A 19,427-nucleotide genomic window follows, 5' to 3' on the forward strand; every position below is an offset into this window, starting at 1 on the left:
AGACGGCGGGCAGCCCTTCCAAGGGCGCCCGCCTTTTTTACGCCTGCCGCGCCACCGCCCAGCGGTACAGCGGTTCCACCAGAATCAGCACCGCTATCAAGCGGCAAACCTGAAACGCCGTCACCACGGGCGCCCCCAGTTGCAGCACCTTGGCGGTGATCGACATCTCGGCAATGCCGCCGGGTGACGTGGCCAGCAGCATGGTTGCCGGGTGCAGGCCAGTGGCCCAGGCCATGGCCCAGCCCATGAGGGCGCATACCAGCATCATCGCCAAGGTACCCAAGGCCACGGCCCCCAGCCAACGCGGGGCGGTATGCACAAAACCCGCCGTGAAACGCACACCCAGGCTGATGCCTATGAGCAATTGCGCCGCATTCAGCATCCAGCTGGGAATGGCGGTGAGCTCTATCTCAAACATCGTCAGGCCCATACACACCAGCAATGGCCCGAGAAACCATGGGTTGGCACGCCCCAGGCGTTGCATCAGCCAGGCGCCCGCGCCCGTGCCCAGCGCCAGCCAAGCAAAGCCGCTCCACGAGACATCGCGCGGGCCGGCGGGTGTCAGCGCAATGCCGTGCAAGCCGCTGAACTGCAGCGCCAGCGGAATCAGCAAGGTCACCAACAAAATGCGCAGCGTATGGGCCGAGGCCACCAAATCGGTACGGGCACCCGCACGCTCGGCCAGCAGCGTCATCTCGGAAGCGGCGCCGATCGCGGCCGCGAAGTAATTAGTGGCGCGCGATTGAGGACTGGCAGGCACCTGCAACCCCGCCGCACGCACCCGCTGCAGCCACAAACCAAACAAGGCGCCCAGGCCCAGCGCCCAGAGAATGCCCAAGGCGATGGCCCACCACAAACTGACGACCAGGGCGGTGGTCTGTGGCGTGAAGTAAAGGCCCAATGCCGTGCCTATGAGCCACTGCCCGCCATTGCGCAACGGGCCCCAGCTCAACGTGGGCAAACCCATTACAGACGCTACGGCCGTGGCCAGCAAGGGGCCCAACATCCACGGCAATGGTGTGTGCAAAACAATGCACAACTGCGCGGCGACCCACGCCAAAGTTATAGTACCCAGCACCCGTAGCAACAACATTTTTTCCTTCAAGCGCGTCTAAAAGCGCGCTCAGCACCCAGCCAGCAAGAGTCCGATCATGCCAGCCAGTGCCATACCTTTCACAGCTATGCCACACCGCTTGACCAAATCCCTGACACTGATCGCCACTTTGGCCTTGGCCGCCTGCGGCACCATCACCACGCCAACCACCACGGCCGACGTGGCTCAACGCGTCAGCAGCCTGCTGCCAGCCGACGCGATTCTGCTGGGCGAAAAACACGACATTGCCGAACACCAACAACTGCACCAGCAAGTGACCGCCGCGCTCGCCGCACGTGGCCAGTTGGCCGCGCTGACGCTAGAGATGGCCGACCTTGGCGGCAGCACCGCCGGCCTGCCGCGCAACGCCTCCGATGCCGAGGTACAAAAAGCCCTGCGCTGGAACGACGCCGGCTGGCCGTGGAAGGCCTATGGCCCGGCCGTGATGACGGCGGTGGCCGCCGGTGTGCCGGTGCTCGGCGCCAACCTGCCGCGCAGCCAGATGCGCCAGGCCATGGGCAACAACGGGCTAGACCCGCTGTTGCCCCCCGCCCAACTGCAGGCCCAGCAAAACGCCATCCGCGCCGGCCACTGCAACCAGTTGCCCGAGAGCCAGATCGCGCCCATGACCCGCATCCAGATCGCCCGCGACCAGACCATGGCACAAACCGTTGCGGCGGCGGTGGTGCCGGGCAAAACCGTGCTGCTGTTAGCCGGTGGCGGCCACGTTGACCGCGCTCTGGGTGTGCCGCACTACCTGCCCGCCACACTCAGCGTGAAGGCCGTGGAGTTTGCGCCTGCCGGTGCCGCTCCTGCTGCTGCGCGCGGCGCGGTGTTTGATGTCGCCTGGGCCACGGCAGCAGCGCCAGAAAAAGACTACTGCGCCGAACTCAGCAAAACGCTGAAGCGGGATTGACCGGATCGGCCAGGCGCTGCCAACCAAAACGTAAAGCAACGGTTCTGGCCAGGTGCGGCAACGCCGCCAGAAACGCTTTGAGCACGCGTTAAACCACCGAGTCGAAGAACGCGCTGACCATGCGTGTGCTGCGCCGCTCCGCGAGGCACAACAAATGTGCATACGTATAAATCTTCGCATCGCTGATGCTGACCAGGTGCAAGCCCGGATCGGCGATGTACTCCACGGTAGAGACAGCGGCAATCCCAATTCCCTGCAACACCGCCTCGCGTATCACCTCGCGGCTGCCTATTTCCATCACCGCCACGGGTGTCACACCCGCCGATTGCAAGGCCAGCTCCAGCGCCTTGCGGGTGGTCGAGCCTTGTTCACGCACGATCATGCGTTCGTCCTGCAGATCGCGCAGCTTGATGCTGCGCCGTCCCGCAAAGCGGTGCTGGCTGGAGACAAAAATCGCCACCGGTTGTTTGCTGAACGGCACGGAAAGAAACCGCTCGTCGTGCACCAGTTGCGCCAGCACACCGACGTCGGCACGGTAGTCGAGCAGGCGGTCCAGCACATCGCGTGAGTTGCCGGTGCTGACACTCACCTTGATGTCGGGATAGTGCTCGTTGAAATCGGCCAGCATCTTGGTCACGTGGTAAGGGCCCACCGCCGCCACACGCAACTGCCCGGAACGCAGTTCGCCTGAGTCCTTCAGCAGGCTCACCGCATCGGCTTCAAGCGCAAAGATCTGCTGCGCCAGCTGCATCAACTGCTCGCCAAACGGCGTCAGCTGCACACGTTTTCCGCGCCGGTGAAACAGCTCCACCCGATAACTCTCTTCGAGAAAGCGCACCTGCGTGGTGACCGTGGGCTGGCTCACGTGCAGGTGTGTGGCGGCCTTGGTGAAGCTGCCGGTTTTGGCCACCGCATAAAACGAACGCAATTGAGTCAAACGCATGTTCAAGCCTGCCCAAAGATGTATTCATAAATTCTATAGAACAAGCGAAATCTTTGAATTTGTCGTTAGTTTGATAAGGTGGTGTACTGCCCTCAGAGCACTTCAGCCGTCAGCAGAATGGCAAAGCGCTTCGACCTTTTGCAGGCTTGCGCCGACTAAAGGGCACCGTTAGGCATTCACAACAAACTGGAGACAAAACCATGATGAATCGCAGGAATGTGATCGTCGGCACCGCAGCCGCCGCTGTCGCGGGGTTTACCCTGCCCGCACGTTCACAGCAAGTTTTGACCGTTGGTCTGATCCCCTCTGAAGACTCGCGCGCCATGATCGCCAACAGCCAAAAGATGATGGACATGTTGTCCAGCGCACTGGGCATGTCGGTCAAACCCTTTGTTGCGGCCGACTACAACGGTGCCATCGAGGCGCTACGCTCCAAACGCCTGGACGTGGCCTATCTCGGGCCGTTTTCCTATGTGCTTGGTGCGTCGATTGCCGACATCGAAGCCTTTGCGGTGGCTGAGACCAAAAAGGCCGGTCGCTCCTTCTACTACAGCCAGATCATGGCGCACAAAGACAGCGGCATCAAAACCGTCGCCGACCTCAAGGGCAAGACCTTTGCGTTTGTCGACCCCACCTCCACCTCTGGCCATTTGTTCCCCAAAGCCGGCTTGATCAAGGCCGGTTTCAACCCGGACAAAGATTTTGGCCGCGTGATCTTCTCCGGCTCACACGACTCCAGCGCCATTGCGGTGCAAAACAAAAAGGTCGATGCGGCCGCCATTGCCGACCGCATTCTGGATGCGGCCATCGCCAAGGGTTTGGCCAAACGCGAGGACCTGGTGCAGGTCTGGCGCTCCGATCCGATTCCGGAATCACCAACGGTGTGGCGCCGAGACCTGCCGGCCGACTTGAAGACACGCATCCAGGCCGCCTTCCTGCAGGTGAAAGACATTCCGTGGTCGGACCAGGGTTTGCTCAACGGCTTCCACCCGACGAATGATGCGGCCTACAACATCATTCGCGAGACCGCGAAGATCCTCAACCTCGATCTGAAGCAAATGAAATGATCGAGATCCGCAACCTCACCAAGCGTTACGGCGACTTTGTCGCCCTGAACGATGTCAGCCTGACCGCCAAACCCGGCGAGTTTGTCGTCATCCTCGGCGCCTCAGGCGCGGGCAAATCGACCTTGCTGCGTTGTATCAACCACCTCGCCGAACCATCGGGCGGCGAGATCCGCGTCAACGGCGAACTGTCGCGCGGCGACCGCGCCGGCCTGCGCAAGGTGCGCCGCGATGTGGCCATGATCTTCCAGCACTACAACGTGGTGCCGCGCCTGTCGGTGCTGAAGAACGTGCTCACCGGCCGCCTGGGTTCCATGCCCGCCGTGTTGTCGTGGTTCCAGTGGTTTCCGCGCGAAGACATCGCCGTGGCGCGTGAATGCCTGCGCCGTGTGGAGATGGAACACAAGGCCGACGTGCGCACCGACACCCTCTCCGGCGGGCAGAAGCAGCGCGTGGGCATTGCCCGCGCCCTGGCCCAGCGGCCCAAGGTGATCCTGGCGGACGAGCCGGTCGCCAGCCTTGACCCCAAGACCTCGCGCAAGGTACTGCGTTATCTGCAGCAGGCCAGCCTGGAGTCGGGCATCACCGTGATCTGCAACCTGCACCAGGTGGACTACGCGCGTGAGTTCGGCCAGCGTGTGATTGGTGTGGCCGGTGGCCGCATCGTCTTCGAAGGCGGCCCGGACGAGCTCACCGAAGAAGTGCTGCAACGCATCTACCCCGGTGGTCTGGAAGACGCCACCCCCGTGCCGGTTTCGGTGGCGTCCCCTCCCGCCGCCGCCAGCGCGCCCGCCGTTCCGCTGCCCACGGCAGCCCACCACCTCGCCCTGGAGCAAACATGATCAGCATAGGACGCTACAACCTGCTCGTGGCCAAGAGCAGCGGCAACGACGGATGGTGGAAGTACGCAGCCGCTTTTGTGGCCGGCGTGGCCGTCTTCTACTGGGCCGGCATTGGCAGCCAGATCAGTGTGACGGAGCTGATGAAGGGCCTTCCCTGGATCGCCGACTTCCTGGGCCGCATGTTGCCGCCACACTGGGAGTTCATGCAGCAGTTGGTGAAGCCGGCCATAGAGACCGTGCAAATTGCGCTGTGGGGCACCTTGCTTGCCTTCATCCTGGCGGTGCCGGTGTGTTTTCTGGCGGCACGCAACATCTCGCCCAACCTGGTGGTGTTTCACTTCATGCGGCAGGTGCTCAACATCGCCCGCGGCATCAACGAAATCATCCTGGCGTTGATCTTCGTCGCCGCGGTGGGGCTGGGGCCCTTCCCGGGTGTGCTGGCCCTGGGCCTGCACGGTGCGGGCATGCTCGGCAAGTTTTTTGCCGAGTCGATCGAAGACATAGACCAGGGCCCGATAGAAGCCTTGCGCTCCACCGGAGCCGGCCCCATACAGATCATCATCTTCGGCGTGTTGCCGCAGGTGGTCACCTCCTGGATTGCCGTGCTGCTGTACCGCTTTGAAACCAATCTCCGGCAGGCCACGGTGCTCGGCATGGTGGGCGCGGGCGGCATAGGCTTCGAATTGGTGGGCAGCATGAAGCTGTTCCAGTACCAGGACACCGCCACCTGCATTCTGGTGATCGTCGCCATGGTGATGGCCGCCGACTACATCTCCAGCAAGCTGCGCGCATGGATTCAACAGGGAGCACGTTAATGAAATCGGACAACTTCACTCTTTCGGTCAACGGCCGCGAATACCACAAGCCGGCGCAACCGGTGGTGGTGGTGTGTGTCGACGGCTGCGAGCCGGACTACATCACCCAGGCCATCCAGGCCGGTGTGGCGCCCTTCATGAAGAAGCTGCTGGCACAAGGCACTTCACTGCTCGGCGACTGCGTGGTGCCCAGCTTCACCAACCCCAACAACCTGTCCATCGTGACCGGCGCACCACCCTCGGTGCACGGCATCTGCGGCAACTTCTTTCTGGACACCGCAGCCGGCAAGGAAGTGATGATGAACGACCCGGCCTATCTGCGGGCCGGAACCATACTCGCGGCCTTCTCCAGGGCCGGTGCCAGCGTGGCCGTGGTCACCGCCAAAGACAAGCTGCGCACTTTGCTAGGCCATGAAATGCACGGCATCTGTTTCTCGGCCGAGAAGGCCGATCTCGCCACCGAGGCCAATGGCGGCATCGACAAGGTGTTGGAACTGGTGGGCAAACCAGTGCCCTCGGTCTACAGCGCCGACCTGAGCGAGTTTGTCTTCGCCGCCGGTGTGCGCTTGATGGAAACGCGCCGCCCCGATCTGATGTATTTGTCGACCACCGACTACGTGCAGCACAAATGTGCGCCGGGCACCGAAGGTGCAAATGCTTTCTACGCCATGATGGACGGCTATCTTGCGCAACTCGACGCGCTGGGCGCCGTCATCGCCATCACCGCCGACCACGGCATGAGCCCGAAAACCGACGCCCTCGGCAGACCCCAGGTGGTGTTTCTGCAGGAAGTGCTCGACGCCCTCGACGGCGGCACGGCCAACCGCGTGATCCTGCCCATCACCGACCCCTACGTGGTGCACCACGGTGCGCTGGGCTCATTCGCCACGGTGTACCTGGCGCCCGGTGTCGACGTGGCCGAGACCGCCGCCACCTTGCAGCGTGTGGTCGGCATAGAGCAGGTGCTCACGCGCGCCCAGGCCGCCGAGAAGTTTGAACTGCCGCCCGACCGCATTGGCGACCTGATCGTGGTGTCCGACCACCTGACGGTACTCGGCACCCGCGCCAAGGAGCACGACCTCACCGGCCTCACCGTGCCGCTGCGCTCCCACGGTGGAGTCTCGGAGCAAAAGGTGCCGCTGCTCTTCAACCGCAAGCTGCAGCAGCTGGACGCTACACGCCGCCTGCGCAACTTCGACATCTTTGACCTTGCGCTGAACCACACCGTGCGCGTCGCAGCGCCAGTGAGTGCCTAGCGCCTAGGAGCCACCATGACCGCCAACTACTACAACCCCGTACACACGGTGTACGGGGCAGGGGCTCTGTCTTCCCTGCCAAAGCTGCTGCGTGGCCGCCGCGCCGCTGTGGTCACCTTTCCCGAGGCCCGCATGCTGGGCCTGGTGAGCAGGCTGGAAGACATTCTGGGCGCGCAACTGGCCTGTGTGATAGACCGCATCCATCCCAACCCTGACGTGCAGGAACTGTCTGAAACCTATGACACTTTCTGGCGCGACCATGCCGAGGTGGAAGCCATCATCGCCGTGGGTGGTGGCAGCGCCATCGACACCGCCAAGGCCTTGATGGTGGCCAACGAAAGTGGTCGCTTCGCGCAACTGGTGGCTGGCCTCGCCGACGAACAGCCTTTTACGCCCACGCGCTTCAAAGCGCTGATCGCCGTGCCCACCACCGCCGGCACGGGCAGCGAGGTCACACCCTGGGCCACGATATGGGACCGTGCACGGCAGAAGAAACATTCGCTGCACCTGCCGCAAACCTGGCCCGAGTGTGCGTTGATAGACCCGCAGCTGATGTTGTCACTGCCCGCCTCGGTCACGCTGCAAAGCGGCCTGGATGCGTTGTCGCACGCATTGGAATGCATCTGGAATGTCAACGCCAACCCGGTTTCGGACGCGCTGGCCGTGACCGCCATCCACGAGATCCTGGAGGTGCTGCCCAAGCTGATGCAACAACTCGACGATGTGGCTTTGCGTGGCCGCATGGCGCTGGCCGCGATGCAGGCCGGACTGGCCTTCTCCAACACCAAGACCGCCCTGGCGCATTCGATCTCCTACGAGATGACTTTGCGTTATGGCCTGGCACACGGCATTGCGTGTTCGTTCTCGCTGCCCATGGTGCTGCGCAGCGCCCTGGGCCAGCGCCCGGACCGCGACGCGGTGCTCACCCGCGCGCTGGGCGCGCCCCTGGCCGAAGCCCCCGAGCGCCTCGCCGCCTTTATCGAGGGCCTGGGTGTGAAAACCAATTTTGGCGACTACGGCGTCTCGGACCAGGAAGCAAAAGAAATGGTTTTGCATGCGCAAGGCGGCGCACGCGGCAAGAACTTCATAGGCCACAAGGTTTTGCTGGAGAGCAGAATATGAACGCACGCATTCTCATCAAAGACAGCCACGACTTCCGCGCCGAAACCCTGCGCATCGGTGGTGAACGCGTGGCACGCGAACGCACGTTGAACGTGCTCAATCCCTACACCCAGGAGCGTGTGGGCACCGTGCCGCTGGCGACGCTGGAGGACGTGCGCCATGCCTACCGCCTGGCCCAGGCGTATCGCCCGCAGTTGTCGCGCTACGAACGCTCGAATATCCTGCAGCGCGCATCGACCATCCTGCGTGAGCGCACGGTCGAGGCGTCGAAGATCATCACCATGGAATCGGGCCTGTGCCGCAAGGACTCGATGTATGAGATTGGCCGCGTTGCCGACGTGCTGGTGTTCGGCGCCAACGAAGCGCTGCGCGACGACGGCCAGGTGTTTTCGTGTGATCTCACGCCGCACGGCAAAAAGCGCAAGGTCATCACCATGCGCGAGCCGCTGCAGGGCGTGATCACCGCCATCACGCCGTTCAACCACCCGATGAACCAGGTGGCGCACAAGGTGGTCCCGAGCATCGCCACCAACAACCGCATGGTGTTGAAGCCATCGGAGAAGGTGCCACTGTCAGCCTACTTTCTGGCCGACGTGTTGTACGAGGCCGGCCTGCCACCCGAGATGTTCCAGGTGCTCACCGGCGACCCGCGCGAGATCGCCGACGAGATGCTGACCAACCCGCATGTCGACCTGATCACCTTCACCGGCGGTGTGCCGATTGGCAAGTACATCGCCCAGAAAGCCGGCTACCGCCGCATCGTGCTGGAGCTGGGCGGCAACGACCCGCTGATCGTGATGGAGGACGCCGATCTGGAACGTGCCTCCGACCTCGCGGTGCAGGGCTCGTACAAGAACTCCGGGCAACGCTGCACCGCAGTGAAACGCATGCTGGTGCAACAGTCGGTGGCGGCACGTTTCACCGAACTCGTCGTCGAGAAGACACAACGCTGGAAACACGGCGACCCGGCTGACGAGGCCATGGACATGGGCACCGTGATCGACGAGGCCGCCGCACGCCAGTTCGAAGCACTGGTGGACGAAGCCGTGGCGCAAGGTGCGCGCGTGCTGACGGGCCACCACCGCGAAGGCGCCTTGTTTGCGCCCACGGTGCTCGACCGGGTGCGCCCCGAGATGACCCTGGTGCGCGAAGAAACCTTTGGCCCGGTGTCACCCATCCTGAGCTTCAAAGACATAGACGAAGCCATTCACATCTCCAACGGCACGGCCTACGGTTTGTCGTCCGGCATCTGCAGCGACCGCATGGACCACCTGACGCGTTTTGCCAAGGAGCTGAACGTGGGCACGGTGAACGTCTGGGAGGTGCCGGGCTACCGCATCGAACTCACACCCTTCGGCGGCATCAAGGACTCGGGCCTGGGCTACAAGGAAGGTGTGCAGGAGGCAATGAAATCGTTCTGCAACGGCAAGACGTTCACCATGCCGTGGTGAAGCTTGAGCATCAGCAGGCCGGGTCTTCGCGGCGCGCCGCCGCATAGGCTTGCCGTTCGAAGAAGTTGCCCATGTAGCCATCACGGCCATGGGCGACTGCCCACAAACTCGACAACGCATAGGCTGGCAAAAAGAAGATGCCCCAACGCTCGTACTGCCGCATGTGTACCTGCTCGTGGGTGCGCAGTGCAGTCAACTCGTGGTGGTTTGTGGCCAGGATCACATGGCCCAAGGTCATGGCGCCGAAACAGTAGGGGTGTGGCAACGCGGCCAAGCGCTGGCCTAGCCAGCCGCCGTGAAACTCCACGGCACCGGCCTCTATGCGCGCCTTGGCTCCCAAGCCGAGCATGACAAGCCCGAACAACAATCCGAGCAAGGTGTTTGGCGCCACCCAAACGTATAAGACGAATCGAAAATGCATACGCAAGTCAGAATCTAGAAATCCCGCGTTCAGCTCACCGGGCAACCGTGCAACGATTCATATGCTGTAAAGGCGCCGAACAATTGCACGTGTTGGCATGTGCAGGTCAAACAGTACTTCGACCCTGTCGCCGCGGGACAACAACAGCACATCCTTCGTTTTATGGACGGGCATCCATGAGGCGACCAATGCATCCTGGTGCATAAATTCAAATTCAAGCCGTCCTCTATCCTTGACCATTCGCAACCCGGTCACTTGGCCCCATGCACTTTGGCCATGGGCAAAAAGCCAGGCGATTCTTCTGTAGCGCCAAAGAAGCAAAGCCGTAAACACCACACTGGCGATACCTGCAAACCAAATGGGCAAAGGCGCCGCACCACGATGCAGGTACGGAAAGCCAAAATGGATAAGCCAAACAATCGGTATCGCAATAGACGCGGCAAGTGCAGGCCAGTCGTTCCAAACGACCTTGCGAGGGCTGGGCTTCATCACGCTCAAAATGTTTCGCTCCATGGCTGAATTACATGGCGCGAAGTACCCACGTGTGGTCCGTTCGGTTTACTCAGGCCGCAGCAGCCCGACTCAACCGATCCAGCACACCTTCCCAGCGCGCATCCTCGGGCGGTGTCTCCACCCAGATCAAGCGCACCTTCTGTGCATCTAGCGCACGCAGGTCGGCGAACAGGCGGCGGGCGGCGGCTTCGGCGTCGTCGGGCATGTACTGCAGCAGCACTTTGGGTGAGCGGCTGCGCAGCTTGGTGCGCGTGTAGATGGCGATGCTGACAGCGGGCTCGGGGCCAGCCTCATCACCCAGCAGGTCTAGCGCCTGCTGCAGCTCACCAGTCGACATCAGCCGCAGCTTGGCACTCGGGGCGTAGTGCGCCACCAGGGTGCCGGAGGCGCGTGGGTCGGGCGCGGCCACGGCATCCTTGTCGCGCAGTGCCTGGCCGCAGGCGGCTTCAATCTCGGCGCGTGTGATGGCACCGGGGCGCAGCAGCACCGGTGCACCACGCGTGCAGTCGACGATGGTGGATTCAATGCCGACGGCGCAGGGCCCGCCGTCCAGCACCAGCAAGCCTTCGGGAAACTCGCCCTGCACGTGTTCGGCCGTGGTCGGGCTGACGCGGCCAAACTGGTTGGCGCTGGGCGCGGCGACCCCCATCACACCCAGCTCGGCGCAAGCGCGCAATACCGCCTGGGCCACGGGGTGCGAAGGGCAACGCACACCAATCGAGTCCTGTCCACCGGCAGTGGCGGCACCCACTTCGGGGCGGCGCGGCAAGATCAGCGTCAGCGGGCCGGGCCAGCAGGCGCGCATCAGCCGGGCGGCGAAGTCGGGCACGCTGGCGGCGAAGTGGGAGACACCAGCCGGCGGCGCATCGGGCGTGGACGCAGGGGCCACGTGCACGATCAACGGATGGTCGCTGGGACGGCCCTTGGCGGCGAAGATTTTCGCCACGGCAGCGTCGCTGGCCGCATCGGCCGCCAGGCCGTAAACAGTTTCCGTGGGCAGGCCGAGCAAGTCGCCAGCGGCGAGGGTCTGCGCGGCTTGCGCCACGGCGGCGGGGTTGTGACCGTCCAGGATCATGCTGAGCTTTAAAAAGGCGCCAGGCCAAGCAAGGCACAAGCTTGCAAGGCGGTGGCGCGCACGGCTTCGATGCTGGCGCCGGTAACGTTGATGTGGCCCATCTTGCGGCCGGGCTTGGCCTCCAGCTTGCCGTAGAGGTGCAGGTGCACACCCGGCAGCGCCAGCACTTCGGCCCATGGCGGTGGTGTGGCGGCCGTGACCGCCTGGGCACGCACACCATTGGCGTCGAACCACAGGTCGCCCAGCAGGTTCAGCATGATGGACGGGCTGTGTTGGCGTGGCGTGGTCAGCGGCAAACCGGCGAGTGTGTGTACCTGCAGGTCGAACTGCGACAGGTCGCAGGCGTCCATGGTGTAGTGGCCGCTGTTGTGCGGGCGCGGCGCAATCTCGTTGACCACCAGCGCGCCATCGGCCAGCAGGAAGAACTCGACACACAACACACCCACGTAGTCCAAGCCATTTGCTATGGATTTCGCAGCTTCCACCGCTGTAGCAGATTGCGCTGAAGGCAGATTTCCCTCATAAACCTCGGTCACCGCCAGAATGCCTTCGCGGTGCAGGTTGCGCTGCACGGGAAAGTTGACGATCTGGCCGTCACGGCCGCGCGCCACGATGACCGAGCACTCGGCCGCCAGCGGCAGCATTTTTTCGAGCACACACGGCACGTTGCGCAGTTGCGCCCAGGCGGCGGCTAGCGCGGCACGGTCGGCCACACGCACCTGGCCCTTGCCGTCGTAACCCATGCGGCTGGTCTTCAGTATGCCGGGCAGCAGATTGGTGTCCACCGCGGCCAAGGCCTCGGCGCTGTCGATCACGGCGTAAGGCGCACAGGCCACGCCGCAGCGCACAAAGTGGGCCTTCTCTTGGCTGCGGTCTTGGGCAATCGCCACGGCCGAGGCGGCGGGCGCCACCGGGCGCTGGCGAGCCAGGGCTACGAGCGCGGGGGCCGGCACGTTTTCAAATTCGGTGGTGATGGCATCGGCCACGGCGCCGAGCTGGGCCAGGCCCTTGGCGTCGAGGTAGTCGGCCAACACATGGTGGTGGCTGACCCGGCCGGCCGGGCTGGAGACATCGGGGTCAAGCACGGCGGTGAAGTAGCCCATGCGTTGTGCGGCGTGCACAAACATGCGCCCGAGCTGGCCGCCGCCCATCACACCCAGCGTGGCGCCGGGCAATATGGGCTGGTTCTTTTGGCTGGTGTCGCTCACGCTTTGCTCTCCACCGGCGGCAGTGTCATGTTGCGCGCCACTTCGGTCTGCGCGGCGCGGAATGCTTCAAGCTGGGCACGCAGCGCCGGGTTCTGGTTGGCCAGCAGCGCCACGGCAAACAACGCCGCATTGGCCGCACCGGCGCTGCCGATGGCAAACGTGGCCACCGGAATACCCTTGGGCATTTGCACAATGCTATGCAGCGAATCCACACCTTGCAGGTGGCGGCTGGCCACAGGCACGCCGAGCACCGGCACCGGGGTCTTGGCCGCCAGCATGCCCGGCAAATGCGCCGCGCCGCCCGCGCCCGCGATGATGGCTTGCAGGCCACGGCCGGCGGCCGCTTCGGCGTAGCTGAACATGTCATCCGGCATGCGGTGCGCAGAGACCACACGCGCTTCGTGCTCAATACCGAACTGCTGGAGAATTTGTACTGCGTGCTGCATGGTGTCCCAGTCGCTGCTGGAGCCCATGACGACGCCAATTTGGATGGCCATGCGTTTTCCTATAAACGTTGAATTTTACGGTTACGCCCCCAAACTGGCATCACAACGCCCCCAACACCGACAAAATTCATTGACACAGCCGCTAACATCGGCGGCTATTCCCCTAACCAACCAAGCGTTGCCCCGGTAGCGCAGCCCCTTGCCATGATCGACGTCACGATAGAAAACTTTGAAACCGAGGTGGTTGCCGCCTCCATGCAAGTGCCTGTGCTGGTGGACTTCTGGGCGCCGTGGTGCGGCCCGTGCAAGGTCATAGGGCCGATTCTGGAGAAACTCGAAGCCGACTACGCCGGCCGCTTCAAGCTGGTGAAGATCGACTCCGACCAGGAGCAGCAACTCGCCGGTGCCTTCGGCATACGCAGCATTCCCACCTGCATTCTGGTGATGAATGGCCAGCCGGTCGATGGCTTTGCCGGTGCCATGCCCGAAGGCCAGGTGCGTGCCTTCCTCGACAAACACGTGCCCGCCGGTGACGGCCTGGAGGCCGAGCCGTCCGACACCGACGAAGCCCAGGCCCTGCTCGAATCGGGCGACACCGACGCCGCCCTGGTCAAGCTGCAGGAAGCGCTGGCCGTGAACCCGGCCAACGACGACGCGCGCTACGACTACGTCAAGCTGCTGATCGGCAACGGCTATCTAGAAGAAGCCGGTGCGGCACTGCAGCCCGCGCTGGTGCAAATCCCGGTGCAGCTGCGTTTTGAAGCCTTGCACCAATGGGCCAACGCTCTGCATTTTGTAGCTGGCGACGCTCGCCGTGAATGGTCGGCAGCCCAATTCGATGAAAAAATTGAAACCAATAAGCGCGACTTTGAAACCCGCTTCGCCAAGAGCCGTGTGCTGATGGCGCGCGGCGAATTCACCGCCGCCATGGACGAGCTGCTGGAAATCATCATGCGCGACCGCAAGTGGGAAGACGAAGCGCCGCGCAAGACCTTTGTCGCCATCCTGGAACTGCTGACCCCGCCGGCGCCAAAACCCGATGCCGATGCCTCCGGCAAAACCGCGGGCGGCATTGAACTCGCCGGCCACTCAGCCAAGGCACAAGACCCGCAGTTGGAGCTGATCTCGCGCTACCGGCGCCGCCTCAGCATGGCGCTGAACTGAAACCCGGATCAGGCTGCGTGACGGCCCGCCTGCACCATGCGTTGGGCAGGCCGTTCGCTCGCCAGCACGCGCTGCGCATTCAAGCTGCGGATGGGTATCGACGTGTCTTGCGGAATGCCGCCGGCCAATTGCAGGTCGAGGTAACGCCCGCAGCACACACGTAGAAACGAGGCGAAGTTCTCCACCGTGCCGCGCTCGTGCGATAACTCGTCATAGAGCTTGGTGCACAGCTGCGGCACACTCATGCCGTCACGCGCGGCAATCTCTTCCAGCACCTGCCAGAACAGGTTTTCCAGCTTGATGCTGGTGGCCACGCCGTGCAGGCGCACGGAGCGCGCGCGGCTGGCGTAGAGCGTGGGGTCGGCGCTGATGAAGACTTGGCACATGGCGGGTTCCCGGTGGTTCAGCCGCCATCATCGGAGGCCGACCACAACCACGTCAATGGGGTTAATGACCTTAGTGGGAGATACGCGTGCCCAGCAGGGTCAGGAACTGCGCAATCCAGGCGGGGTGCGCAGGCCAGGCCGGCGCCGTCACCAGGTTGCCATCGGTCACGGCCGCATCAATGGCGATCTCGGCGTAGCTGCCACCGGCAATTTCCACTTCCACGCGGCAGGCCGGGTAGGCCGAGCAGGTGCGGCCCTTGAGCACGCCCGCACCGGCCAGCAGCTGCGCACCGTGGCATACGGCGGCCACGGGTTTGTTGGCTTCAAAAAAATGCTTCACGGCCGAGATCACGGCCGGATAGGTGCGCAGGTATTCGGGGCCACGGCCGCCGGGGATGACGAGTGCGTCGTAGTCGTGCGGCTTGATGCTGGCGAAGGTGGCGTTCAGCGTGAAGTTGTGGCCGGGCTTTTCGCTATAGGTTTGTGCACCTTCAAAGTCGTGGATGGCGGTTTTGATGTGGTCACCGGCGACCTTGTCGGGGCACACGGCGTGGACGGTGTGGCCCACCGCCAGCAGCGCCTGGAACGGCACCATGGTTTCGTAGTCTTCGCAGTAGTCACCGCAAATCATCAAGATTTTTTTGCCAGCCATGTTTGTCTCCTGGGGGAATGAAGGAGAAAACATTGTTCCGCCGGGCTGGCCGCAGCGGGTGTTAGCCGGTTACTACATGGCGTGGCAGCAACCGGCTTTTCAGCAGCCTGTCAGGCCGTCAGGCGCTCCATGGCTTCGCGGTACTTGGCAGCGGTTTTTTCCACCACTTCACGCGGCAGGCGCGGTGCGGGCGGGGTCTTGCTCCAGGGTTTGCCGTCCACCGTGGCTTGCTCCAGCCAGTCGCGCACAAACTGCTTGTCGTAGCTCGGCGGGTTGATGCCTTCCTGGTAACTTTCCAACGGCCAGAAGCGCGACGAATCGGGTGTCAGCACTTCGTCCATCAGGTGCAGCTTGCCCTCGTTGTCCAGGCCGAATTCGAACTTGGTGTCGGCAATGATGATGCCCTTGGCCAGTGCGATTTTCGAGGCCTCTTGGTAGATGGCGATGCTGATGCTGCGGATTTGTTCGGCCAATTCGGGGCCGACGATATCGACCACCTTCTCGTAGGTGATGTTTTCGTCGTGTTCACCCATTTCGGCCTTGGCCGCAGGGGTGAAGATGGGTTCGGGCAGGCGGCTGGCGTTGCGCAGGCCAGGTGGCAGCGGCACGCCGCAGACGGCCTGGTTTTGCTGGTACTCGGCCCAGCCACTACCGGCCAGGTAACCACGCACCACGGCTTCCACGGGAATCGGCTTCAGGCGCTTGACCAGCATGGAGCGGCCACGCACTTGCGCCACTTCATCAGGGGTGACCACACTTTCGGGGTCTTCACCGGTCAGGTGATTCGGGCACAGGTGGCCGAGTTGGCCAAACCAGAACAGCGCCATTTGCGTCAGCAATTCGCCTTTGCCGGGGATGGGCTCGCCCATGATGACGTCGAAGGCGCTCAGGCGGTCGCTGGCCACCATCAGGATGCGGTCGGTGCCCACGGCGTAGTTGTCGCGCACCTTGCCGCGCGCCAGCAGGGGCAAGGACTTCAGGGAAGAGGTATGGAGGGACGGAGCGGCAGTGGTCATGTCAGTGGGGTCCGGGTTCAAATTCAAGGCCAAGGGGCTATTGTCCCTCAATGCGCAGCCAAGCAAAAAGCCACCCTGGCGGGTGGCTTTTTAGGGCGAAACAGCGAATGCTTAGTTCACCAGCTGCGCGAGTTCACCCTTGGCGTATTTGGCGGCCACAACCTGCAGGCTGTCGCCCTTGATCTTGGCGCCTTGGCCTTCGCAGCCGAATTCCAGGTAACGCGCCTTGCACACCGCCTTGGCGGCTTCACGCGCGGGCTTGAGCCATTCGCGGGCGTCGAACTTGTCGGGGTTCTCGGCCAGGAACTTGCGCACCGCGCCGGTCATGGCCAGGCGAATGTCGGTGTCGATGTTGATCTTGCGCACGCCGTACTTGATGGCTTCCTGGATTTCAGCCACGGGCACGCCATAGGTTTCCTTCATCTTGCCGCCGTACTGGTTGATGATCGCCAGCAGTTCTTGTGGCACGGAAGAAGAACCGTGCATCACCAGGTGGGTGTTGGGGATGCGTTTGTGGATTTCTTTCACGCGGCTGATGGCCAGGATGTCGCCCGTGGGTGGGCGGCTGAACTTGTAGGCGCCATGGCTGGTGCCGATGGCAATGGCCAGCGCGTCCAACTGGGTGGCCTTGACGAACTGGGCGGCTTCTTCGGGATCGGTCAGCATCTGGCTGTGGTCCAGCTTGCCTTCGGCGCCAATGCCGTCTTCTTCGCCAGCTTCGCCGGTTTCCAGGTTGCCCAGGCAGCCGAGTTCACCTTCCACGGTGACACCCACCTTGTGCGCCATGTCCACCACCTTGCGTGTCACGTCGACGTTGTAGGCGAAATCGGCTGGGGTCTTGCCGTCTTCACGCAGCGAGCCGTCCATCATCACCGAGCCAAAGCCCAGGCCGATGGCGCCTTCGCAGACCTTGGGCGTGGTGCCGTGGTCCTGGTGCATCACCAGCGGAATGTGTGGGTAGGCCTCGCAGGCGGCTTCGATCAGGTGCTTGATGAAGGGCTCACCGGCGTATTTGCGTGCGCCAGCACTGGCTTGCAGGATGACCGGGGCGCCGACTTCATCGGCGGCCATCATCACGGCCTGGACTTGTTCCAGGTTGTTCACATTAAAAGCCGGGATGCCGTAGCCGTGTTCAGCGGCGTGGTCCAGCAGTTCACGCATCGAGACGAGTGCCATGGTGCTAAGTCCTGAGAGTTAAAAAGTGGGGTCAAGCGGGGTGGGCCAGTTTTTGACAACTTGGTAACCGCTTGGTAACTCACGCGATTTTAGCCCGTCGCCGTTGACCAAGGTTTGGAAAATGTCGGGCCGCAACGTCACCAGATGTCAGCGCAAGACGCAAAAAAGCCATGCCGGGCGGCTGGCGCGGCATGGCTTTGGGGATGACTTTTGGCGCAGAACGCGCCGGTCTTGGCGTTTAACCGACCTGGCAGATCTTCAGCATATTCGTGCCGCCCGGTGCGCCCATGGGCTCGCCGCAGGTAATGGCATAGATGTCACCGCTTTGCACAATTGCGCGCTTTGTGAGGTGGCGTTCGGCTTCGACGAGTGCGGTGTCGCGGTCGGCGCTGGCATCCATCAACAAGGGGCGCACATTGCGGTACATCGCCATCTTGCGTTGCGTCGACAGGCGCGGCGTGAGTGCGTAGATCGGCACATGGATGCTGTGACGGCTCATCCACAAGGCGGTGGAGCCGCTGTCAGTCAGCGCCACAATCGCCTTCGCCCCCAGGTGGGTGGCGGTGAACAACGCGCCCATGGCGATGGACTGGTCTATGCGCTTGAAGACCTTGCCGGTGAAGTCGGCGTCCAGCTGACCGTAGTCGGCCTTCTCGGCTTCAACACAGATGTTGGCCATCTCACGCACGGTCTCCAGCGGAAACTTGCCGGCGGCGGTTTCGGCGCTCAGCATCACGGCGTCGGTGCCGTCGAGCACGGCATTGGCCACGTCGCTCACTTCGGCACGTGTCGGTACCGGGTTGGTGATCATGCTTTCCATCATCTGGGTGGCGGTGATGACGAACTTGTCGCTTTCACGCGCCATGCGGATCATGCGTTTTTGCAGCGCTGGCACGGCCGCATTGCCGACTTCAACCGCCAGGTCGCCACGCGCCACCATGATGCCGTCGCTGGCGTCCAGAATGCTTTGCAGGTGGGGAATGGCTTCGGCGCGTTCGATCTTCGCAACCAGGCCGGGCTTGTGGTTGAACTCGGCCGCCGCCACGTTGCACAACTGGCGCGCCATTTCCATGTCGGTGGCGTTTTTCGGAAAGCTCACGGCCACGTAATCGGCCTGGAAAGCCATGGCGGTTTTGATGTCGTCCATGTCTTTGGCGGTCAACGCAGGTGCGGTCAAGCCGCCGCCCTTTTTGTTGATGCCTTTGTTATTCGACAACTCGCCGCCCAGATTCACCGTGGTGTGCACGGCTTCACCGCGCACGGCGTCCACCGTCATGACGATCAGGCCGTCGTTCAGCAGCAAAACATCACCGGCCTTGACGTCGCGCGGCAGTTGCTTGTAGTCCAGACCCACGCCATCGATGTCGCCCAGTTCCGTGCGCGAGGCGTCGAGCACAAATTTCTGGCCGGGCTCGAGCATGACCTTGCCTTCGGCAAACTTGCCAACGCGGATCTTCGGGCCTTGCAGGTCGGCCATGATGGCGACTTCACGGCCGGCGCGGCGCGCGGCATCGCGCACCATGGAAGCACGGTCGATATGGTCTTGCGCCTTGCCGTGGCTGAAGTTCAGCCGTACAACGTTGACCCCATCACGGATCATCTGTTCCAGCAGCTGCGGATCGCTGGAAGCAGGGCCCAAAGTAGCAACAATCTTGGTAGCACGACGCGGCTTCATATCAACGGTCTCCATGTGAACTGTCCCCATGTAATTTAGTTTCCATTTTCACATGAAACCAAGAACATTCAGGTTACAAAATAAGCTCATTTGGCGCGCACAACACCCGGGTTTTAGCGCGGCAACCCCTGACGCCATAGGGGTGTCAGGCAAACGTGGTAAAACCAAACAGTCCAGCCACGCCTCCTATCAT

The 19,427-nt window shown here is 62.8% G+C and carries 20 protein-coding genes; 8 read left to right on the top strand and 12 right to left on the bottom strand.

Going from position 1 to position 19,427, the window contains the following annotated elements:
* Positions 1 to 37 precede the first annotated feature (37 nt).
* Positions 38 to 1,093, bottom strand: coding sequence for an AbrB family transcriptional regulator (locus ACFQ95_RS12420; RefSeq protein ID WP_422831338.1), 1,056 nt, complete (start codon positions 1,091 to 1,093; stop codon positions 38 to 40).
* 100 nt (positions 1,094 to 1,193) lie between these two features.
* Between ACFQ95_RS12420 and ACFQ95_RS12425 the strand changes: the two genes are divergently transcribed.
* Positions 1,194 to 2,009 (top strand): ChaN family lipoprotein, encoded by an 816-nt coding sequence (locus ACFQ95_RS12425; protein ID WP_422831339.1) that lies wholly within the window; start codon positions 1,194 to 1,196, stop codon positions 2,007 to 2,009.
* Positions 2,010 to 2,097: 88 nt separating this feature from the next.
* On the opposite strand, the gene ACFQ95_RS12430 is transcribed toward ACFQ95_RS12425, so the two are convergent.
* The gene (locus ACFQ95_RS12430) at positions 2,098 to 2,952 is read right to left on the bottom strand and encodes a LysR substrate-binding domain-containing protein (protein WP_422831341.1); all 855 of its coding nucleotides are present in this window, start codon (positions 2,950 to 2,952) and stop codon (positions 2,098 to 2,100) included.
* A gap of 203 nt (positions 2,953 to 3,155) precedes the next feature.
* Between ACFQ95_RS12430 and phnD the strand changes: the two genes are divergently transcribed.
* The 6 genes from phnD to phnY are packed head-to-tail and all read left to right on the top strand — an operon-like array spanning position 3,156 to position 9,502.
* Complete coding sequence (phnD, locus tag ACFQ95_RS12435; RefSeq protein WP_422831468.1) at positions 3,156 to 4,019, top strand: phosphonate ABC transporter substrate-binding protein; 864 nt, start codon at positions 3,156 to 3,158, stop codon at positions 4,017 to 4,019.
* Positions 4,016 to 4,858, top strand: a complete 843-nt coding sequence (gene phnC, locus ACFQ95_RS12440) for a phosphonate ABC transporter ATP-binding protein (RefSeq protein WP_422831343.1) — start codon at positions 4,016 to 4,018, stop codon at positions 4,856 to 4,858. Before phnD ends, phnC begins: the two co-directional genes overlap by 4 nt.
* The gene (gene phnE / locus ACFQ95_RS12445; RefSeq protein WP_422831344.1) at positions 4,855 to 5,673 is read left to right on the top strand and encodes a phosphonate ABC transporter, permease protein PhnE; all 819 of its coding nucleotides are present in this window, start codon (positions 4,855 to 4,857) and stop codon (positions 5,671 to 5,673) included. Before phnC ends, phnE begins: the two co-directional genes overlap by 4 nt.
* Positions 5,673 to 6,929 carry a phosphonoacetate hydrolase gene (gene phnA, locus ACFQ95_RS12450; protein WP_422831345.1) on the top strand — a complete coding sequence of 419 codons (1,257 nt, stop codon included), beginning with the start codon at positions 5,673 to 5,675 and terminating at the stop codon, positions 6,927 to 6,929. The genes phnE and phnA overlap by 1 nt, the downstream gene beginning before the upstream one ends.
* A gap of 15 nt (positions 6,930 to 6,944) precedes the next feature.
* Positions 6,945 to 8,051, top strand: a complete 1,107-nt coding sequence (psrA, locus tag ACFQ95_RS12455; RefSeq protein WP_422831347.1) for an iron-containing alcohol dehydrogenase PsrA — start codon at positions 6,945 to 6,947, stop codon at positions 8,049 to 8,051.
* Positions 8,048 to 9,502, top strand: a complete 1,455-nt coding sequence (gene phnY, locus ACFQ95_RS12460; RefSeq protein WP_422831349.1) for a phosphonoacetaldehyde dehydrogenase — start codon at positions 8,048 to 8,050, stop codon at positions 9,500 to 9,502. Before psrA ends, phnY begins: the two co-directional genes overlap by 4 nt.
* Positions 9,503 to 9,512: 10 nt before the next feature.
* Here the strand turns inward: phnY and ACFQ95_RS12465 are convergent, their stop codons facing one another.
* The 5 genes from ACFQ95_RS12465 to purE all read right to left on the bottom strand — a co-directional run bounded on the left by ACFQ95_RS12465 (position 9,513) and on the right by purE (position 13,216).
* The gene (locus tag ACFQ95_RS12465) at positions 9,513 to 9,851 is read right to left on the bottom strand and encodes a signal peptide prediction (protein WP_422831351.1); all 339 of its coding nucleotides are present in this window, start codon (positions 9,849 to 9,851) and stop codon (positions 9,513 to 9,515) included.
* Between the two features lie 129 nt (positions 9,852 to 9,980).
* A complete protein-coding gene (locus tag ACFQ95_RS12470) occupies positions 9,981 to 10,436 on the bottom strand; it encodes a hypothetical protein (protein WP_422831353.1) in 456 nt (151 codons plus the stop codon).
* A 49-nt stretch (positions 10,437 to 10,485) separates the two neighbouring features.
* Entirely contained in the window at positions 10,486 to 11,511 is a 1,026-nt protein-coding gene (locus ACFQ95_RS12475) for an L-threonylcarbamoyladenylate synthase (protein WP_422831355.1), read from the bottom strand.
* Positions 11,512 to 11,519: 8 nt separating this feature from the next.
* Positions 11,520 to 12,719, bottom strand: a complete 1,200-nt coding sequence (locus ACFQ95_RS12480; protein WP_422831356.1) for a 5-(carboxyamino)imidazole ribonucleotide synthase — start codon at positions 12,717 to 12,719, stop codon at positions 11,520 to 11,522.
* Positions 12,716 to 13,216, bottom strand: a complete 501-nt coding sequence (gene purE, locus ACFQ95_RS12485; RefSeq protein ID WP_422831358.1) for a 5-(carboxyamino)imidazole ribonucleotide mutase — start codon at positions 13,214 to 13,216, stop codon at positions 12,716 to 12,718. The genes ACFQ95_RS12480 and purE overlap by 4 nt, the downstream gene beginning before the upstream one ends.
* 153 nt (positions 13,217 to 13,369) lie before the next feature.
* On the opposite strand from purE, the gene trxA reads away from it, so the two are divergent.
* Positions 13,370 to 14,329, top strand: a complete 960-nt coding sequence (gene trxA / locus ACFQ95_RS12490; protein WP_422831359.1) for a thioredoxin — start codon at positions 13,370 to 13,372, stop codon at positions 14,327 to 14,329.
* An 8-nt stretch (positions 14,330 to 14,337) separates the two neighbouring features.
* Here trxA and ACFQ95_RS12495 read toward each other — a convergent pair whose 3' ends face one another.
* The 5 genes from ACFQ95_RS12495 to pyk form a co-directional block, all read right to left on the bottom strand.
* Positions 14,338 to 14,715, bottom strand: coding sequence for a ribbon-helix-helix domain-containing protein (locus ACFQ95_RS12495; RefSeq protein WP_422831361.1), 378 nt, complete (start codon positions 14,713 to 14,715; stop codon positions 14,338 to 14,340).
* Positions 14,716 to 14,785: 70 nt separating this feature from the next.
* Complete coding sequence (locus ACFQ95_RS12500; RefSeq protein WP_422831363.1) at positions 14,786 to 15,367, bottom strand: DJ-1/PfpI family protein; 582 nt, start codon at positions 15,365 to 15,367, stop codon at positions 14,786 to 14,788.
* 110 nt (positions 15,368 to 15,477) lie between these two features.
* Positions 15,478 to 16,383 carry a phosphoribosylaminoimidazolesuccinocarboxamide synthase gene (locus ACFQ95_RS12505; protein WP_422831364.1) on the bottom strand — a complete coding sequence of 302 codons (906 nt, stop codon included), beginning with the start codon at positions 16,381 to 16,383 and terminating at the stop codon, positions 15,478 to 15,480.
* Positions 16,384 to 16,494: 111 nt separating this feature from the next.
* Positions 16,495 to 17,559 carry a class II fructose-bisphosphate aldolase gene (fba, locus tag ACFQ95_RS12510; protein ID WP_422831366.1) on the bottom strand — a complete coding sequence of 355 codons (1,065 nt, stop codon included), beginning with the start codon at positions 17,557 to 17,559 and terminating at the stop codon, positions 16,495 to 16,497.
* A 238-nt stretch (positions 17,560 to 17,797) separates the two neighbouring features.
* Entirely contained in the window at positions 17,798 to 19,234 is a 1,437-nt protein-coding gene (pyk, locus tag ACFQ95_RS12515; RefSeq protein ID WP_422831368.1) for a pyruvate kinase, read from the bottom strand.
* Positions 19,235 to 19,427: the final 193 nt, after the last annotated feature.

It is taken from the genome of Variovorax sp. HJSM1_2 (genome assembly GCF_049316285.1).
Lineage (GTDB): Bacteria > Pseudomonadota > Gammaproteobacteria > Burkholderiales > Burkholderiaceae_C > Rhodoferax_B.

What these genes read in the sequence shown, in the direction of transcription:
- phnA (WP_422831345.1), top strand. Translation starts at nt 5,673, where the DNA reads ATGAAATCGGACAACTTCACTCTTTCGGTCAACGGCCGCGAATACCAC.
- ACFQ95_RS12475 (WP_422831355.1), bottom strand. Translation starts at nt 11,511, where the DNA reads ATGATCCTGGACGGTCACAACCCCGCCGCCGTGGCGCAAGCCGCGCAG.
- ACFQ95_RS12420 (WP_422831338.1), bottom strand. Translation starts at nt 1,093, where the DNA reads ATGTTGTTGCTACGGGTGCTGGGTACTATAACTTTGGCGTGGGTCGCC.
- pyk (WP_422831368.1), bottom strand. Translation starts at nt 19,234, where the DNA reads ATGAAGCCGCGTCGTGCTACCAAGATTGTTGCTACTTTGGGCCCTGCT.
- purE (WP_422831358.1), bottom strand. Translation starts at nt 13,216, where the DNA reads ATGGCCATCCAAATTGGCGTCGTCATGGGCTCCAGCAGCGACTGGGAC.
- phnY (WP_422831349.1), top strand. Translation starts at nt 8,048, where the DNA reads ATGAACGCACGCATTCTCATCAAAGACAGCCACGACTTCCGCGCCGAA.
- phnC (WP_422831343.1), top strand. Translation starts at nt 4,016, where the DNA reads ATGATCGAGATCCGCAACCTCACCAAGCGTTACGGCGACTTTGTCGCC.
- ACFQ95_RS12500 (WP_422831363.1), bottom strand. Translation starts at nt 15,367, where the DNA reads ATGGCTGGCAAAAAAATCTTGATGATTTGCGGTGACTACTGCGAAGAC.
- phnD (WP_422831468.1), top strand. Translation starts at nt 3,156, where the DNA reads ATGAATCGCAGGAATGTGATCGTCGGCACCGCAGCCGCCGCTGTCGCG.
- ACFQ95_RS12465 (WP_422831351.1), bottom strand. Translation starts at nt 9,851, where the DNA reads ATGCTCGGCTTGGGAGCCAAGGCGCGCATAGAGGCCGGTGCCGTGGAG.
- ACFQ95_RS12495 (WP_422831361.1), bottom strand. Translation starts at nt 14,715, where the DNA reads ATGTGCCAAGTCTTCATCAGCGCCGACCCCACGCTCTACGCCAGCCGC.
- phnE (WP_422831344.1), top strand. Translation starts at nt 4,855, where the DNA reads ATGATCAGCATAGGACGCTACAACCTGCTCGTGGCCAAGAGCAGCGGC.
- fba (WP_422831366.1), bottom strand. Translation starts at nt 17,559, where the DNA reads ATGGCACTCGTCTCGATGCGTGAACTGCTGGACCACGCCGCTGAACAC.
- ACFQ95_RS12470 (WP_422831353.1), bottom strand. Translation starts at nt 10,436, where the DNA reads ATGGAGCGAAACATTTTGAGCGTGATGAAGCCCAGCCCTCGCAAGGTC.
- ACFQ95_RS12505 (WP_422831364.1), bottom strand. Translation starts at nt 16,383, where the DNA reads ATGACCACTGCCGCTCCGTCCCTCCATACCTCTTCCCTGAAGTCCTTG.
- ACFQ95_RS12430 (WP_422831341.1), bottom strand. Translation starts at nt 2,952, where the DNA reads ATGCGTTTGACTCAATTGCGTTCGTTTTATGCGGTGGCCAAAACCGGC.
- trxA (WP_422831359.1), top strand. Translation starts at nt 13,370, where the DNA reads ATGATCGACGTCACGATAGAAAACTTTGAAACCGAGGTGGTTGCCGCC.
- psrA (WP_422831347.1), top strand. Translation starts at nt 6,945, where the DNA reads ATGACCGCCAACTACTACAACCCCGTACACACGGTGTACGGGGCAGGG.